This is a genomic window from Armatimonas sp. (genome assembly GCF_043760365.1).
In the GTDB taxonomy this organism is placed as follows: Bacteria; Armatimonadota; Armatimonadia; order Armatimonadales; family Armatimonadaceae; genus Armatimonas.
In genome coordinates, this window is sequence record NZ_JAYUPA010000753.1 from 1 (window position 1) to 3,499 (window position 3,499).

5 protein-coding genes are annotated in these 3,499 nt (G+C 59.6%); 4 read left to right on the forward strand and 1 reads right to left on the reverse strand.

What is annotated here, in order from left to right; genetic code table 11:
* The first annotated feature begins 76 nt into the window (after positions 1–76).
* The 4 genes from trpB to ACH2EH_RS18025 are packed head-to-tail and all read left to right on the forward strand — an operon-like array spanning position 77 to position 2,885.
* On the forward strand, positions 77–1,273 hold the full coding sequence (gene trpB, locus ACH2EH_RS18010) for a tryptophan synthase subunit beta (protein WP_395143764.1): 1,197 nt from the start codon (positions 77–79) through the stop codon (positions 1,271–1,273).
* 17 nt (positions 1,274–1,290) lie between these two features.
* On the forward strand, positions 1,291–1,785 hold the full coding sequence (locus ACH2EH_RS18015; RefSeq protein WP_395143766.1) for a GtrA family protein: 495 nt from the start codon (positions 1,291–1,293) through the stop codon (positions 1,783–1,785).
* Between the two features lie 11 nt (positions 1,786–1,796).
* Complete coding sequence (locus tag ACH2EH_RS18020) at positions 1,797–2,354, forward strand: O-methyltransferase (RefSeq protein WP_395143768.1); 558 nt, start codon at positions 1,797–1,799, stop codon at positions 2,352–2,354.
* 3 nt (positions 2,355–2,357) lie between these two features.
* A complete protein-coding gene (locus ACH2EH_RS18025) occupies positions 2,358–2,885 on the forward strand; it encodes a hypothetical protein (protein WP_395143770.1) in 528 nt (175 codons plus the stop codon).
* On the opposite strand, the gene ACH2EH_RS18030 is transcribed toward ACH2EH_RS18025, so the two are convergent.
* Positions 2,882–3,499 (reverse strand): Uma2 family endonuclease (locus ACH2EH_RS18030; protein WP_395143772.1); only part of this gene is annotated, 618 nt, incomplete at its 5' end. The two genes, ACH2EH_RS18025 and ACH2EH_RS18030, sit on opposite strands and share 4 nt — an antisense overlap.

The window sequence follows — 3,499 nt, forward strand, 5'->3', positions numbered from 1 at the left end:
GCTGGCGAAGCTCATCCGGAGTTAGCTCAGTTTCCATGGTGCTATTCTACCGTGCAGGGCGCGGTATCATAACGGCATGGAAACCTTCGTCTCTGCCGCTGATAAGCTCGGGCACTTTGGCCCGTTTGGAGGGCGCTATGTCCCCGAGACCCTCATTCCCGCGCTGGAAGAGCTGGAGCGGGCGTGGCAGGACGCGCTGGCGGATCCGGAGTTTGACCGTGAGTTTCACTACCACCTGAAGAACTTTGTGGGCCGCGAGACACCACTCACGTTTGCCGAGGGACTGACCCGCGAATTAGGCGGAGCGAAGATTTATTTAAAGCGCGAGGATCTGTGCCACACCGGGGCACACAAGATCAACAACACGATTGGGCAGATTTTATTAGCGCGGCGCATGGGCAAGCCGCGCATTATCGCCGAGACGGGGGCGGGGCAACACGGCGTGGCGACGGCGACGGTTTGTGCTAAGTTTGGCTTTCCCTGCATTGTCTACATGGGTGCGGTGGATGTCGAGCGGCAGGCGCTCAATGTCTTTCGCATGAAGCTGCTCGGGGCGGAGGTGCGGCCCGTGACCAGTGGCACCGCAACGCTCAAAGACGCGGGCAACGAGGCGATGCGCGACTGGATCGCCAACGTGCGCGACACGCACTATATTCTGGGCTCGGCGGTCGGGCCGCACCCGTTTCCCTCACTCGTGCGGGACTTTCAGAGCGTGATCGGTAAGGAGACAAGGGCACAGGTGCTGGAGGTCGAGGGGCGCTTGCCAGATGTGATCGTTGCTTGCGTAGGCGGCGGGAGCAATGCGATGGGCATGTTCCACCCATTTTCCGGCGACCCGTCGGTGCGCCTAGTGGGTGTCGAGGCGGCGGGTGCGGGCGTGAACACGGACAAGCACGCGGCGACCATCACCATGGGCCGCCCGGGGGTATTCCAGGGCGCGAATACGTATTTATTACAAGACAAGTGGGGTCAGATTCAGGAGGCGCACTCCATCAGTGCGGGCCTGGACTATCCCGGAATCGGCCCCGAGCACTCCTCGTTTATGGCACGGGGCCGCGCCGAGTACGTCGCCGTGACGGATCAAGAGGCGCTGGATGCGCTGGGCTGGGTCTCGCGTGTTGAGGGGATTCTGCCCGCACTGGAAACGGCGCACGCCTTCGCGCACGTCAAGAAGCTTGCCCCCACGCTCTCGAAAGACACGATTCTTGTCGTCTGCCTCTCCGGGCGCGGCGATAAAGACGTGAACACTGTGATGAAGGCGCTAGAAAACTAAGGTGTTATACTGAGGGCGTGATTATTCATGCCCTGAAAGCCCGACCAGGTCTCACGCAGTTCGTCAAGTTCTGCATCGTCGGCCTCTCGTCTACGGTCATTGATTTTGCGATCTATAATGTTCTTCTTGATGCAGGGCTCTCGACGCCACTAGCCCTGACATGCTCGTTTATAGTCGGTCTTGCCAATGGGTTCTACTGGAACCGGCGCTGGACATTTCGAGCCGTGGGAGGCAATACACGCAAACAAGGGTCGAAGTTTCTGGCCTCAAATAGTATTGGCTGGCTGCTGAACCTGACAGTCACAACACTCGCTCTTGTGCTGGCGGCGCACTGGCACCTCACGAAGATCCATCACACTCCACAGGAAACACTCAATCTTGTCCTTTTCCGTGCCGCAAACGATGGGCAGGGCTTCTCAAGGCTAGCTCTGAACGCCGCCAAGGCCTGCGCCACGGTAGTCGTCACCACTTGGAACTTCACGGCGGCGAAGTTCTTTACCTTTAAGGATTAACAAGCCTTCACATGCCAAACCTCGAAACTCTTCTCAGCGAGCTTGAAGCCACCGCCGACGCCTACTGGAACATCAGCCGCCAGAACGCCGTGTTTCTGTCGTCGCTGCTCAAGGCGATGGGCGCAAAGCGCGTGCTGGAAGTGGGAACCTCCAATGGCTACTCCACGCTCTGGTTTGCGGAGGCAGTGCGGCAAAACGGCGGTGAGGTCATCACGCTGGAGTTCGATGTGGGCCGAGCGGCACTGGCGCGGGAGAATTTTTCACACGCCGGGCTTGCGGAGACAATTACACTGATCGAGGGCGATGCGTGCGAGACACTCAAGACGCTCGTGGGCTCTGCACCGTTTGACTTTGTTTTCCTAGATGCCGAGAAGCCCGAGTACGCCGAGTATCTGGGGCTCGCCGTCCCGCTCACCCGTACAAACGGCCTGATTATCGGCGATGACACGATCTCGCTCGCTGACCAGATGCCCGAGTACCTGGCGCTTGCGTTTGCGCACCCGGAATTGGAGTCCGTCGCCGTGCCTATTGACGATGGTATTGTTCTCTCCCGAAAGAAACGAGGGTAGTGTATGTCTTTTTCACCACAACAGCAGCAGCAGCCCGCTCTCTCCGCCATTGTCGAGCGTGAGGTACAGCGCCGCCTAGACGCCGACCATCTGAAGATGCTCTCGGTGGGCTTTTACATTCAGAGCGGCATCTCGCTCTTGCTGGGGCTCTACGGTCTGTTCTATATCGTCCTCGGGCTTCTCGGGGGTTCCACAGGGCAACCCAGTGAGCGGCTCCCCATGATGGTTTTTGTGGGGATGGGAGTGGGTCTTTTGGTGATCGGGCTACTCATGGCCGCACTGAACCTGATGGCCGGGCGCAGCATGACCCGCAAGCAGAACGCGACTCTGATCCAGATTCTGGCGGGCCTGAGCTGCCTGAATGTCCCCTACGGCACTGCCCTGGGAGTGCTCACGCTCATGGTTATGAACCGCCCCAGTGTCAAAGCCCTCTTCGAAGGCCACGATCCCTACGGTGATCCCGATTACCCCACGCCTCCTACCGCACCCGACGACGGCACCTGGTACCGCAGCCAAGGCGGACAGCTCTAAAGTGTCACGTCGAAGATCGTGCGCGTGTTGAGCACGAAGCCGGGAAGCTCCGGGGCGCAGTCTGCGGTTTCAGGGTCAGTCAGAACGAGTGGCTCGGTGCTCTGACGATAGATATGGACGGTGCGGGTAGTGGGGTCAAGGAGCAGACCGAGGCGGACACCATTATCGCGCCACTCGGCCATTTTCTCCTGTAGAGCCGTCAGTCGGTCGGTCTCGGAGCGCAGCTCGATAATAAAATCCGGCGCGAGCGGGAGAAAGCCATCGCGCTGCTCGGGGGTGAGTGTCGCCAGCCGCTCGTGAGAAATCCAGGCCGCGTCCGGGGAGCGCACCGCGCCATTGGGGAGGACGAAGCCACCGCTGGACTCGGAAATCTCGCCGAGACCATTTTGTAAGTTCCACATTCCAAGATATGTTGTGAGGAGCGCGTTGCGCTTACTAGTGAGGTATTTTGTTGGCATTTCGATGGTAAGCTCGCCGGTGGCACTGCGCTCGATGCGAAGTTCAGCGTTATCCTGACAGAACTGGAAAAAATCAGCGGTGTCGGCCATGTCCAGCCGGGGACGCAGGCGTAGCTGCGTGTCTCCGGCAAAGGGGAAACGCAGGAGCAGGGGATC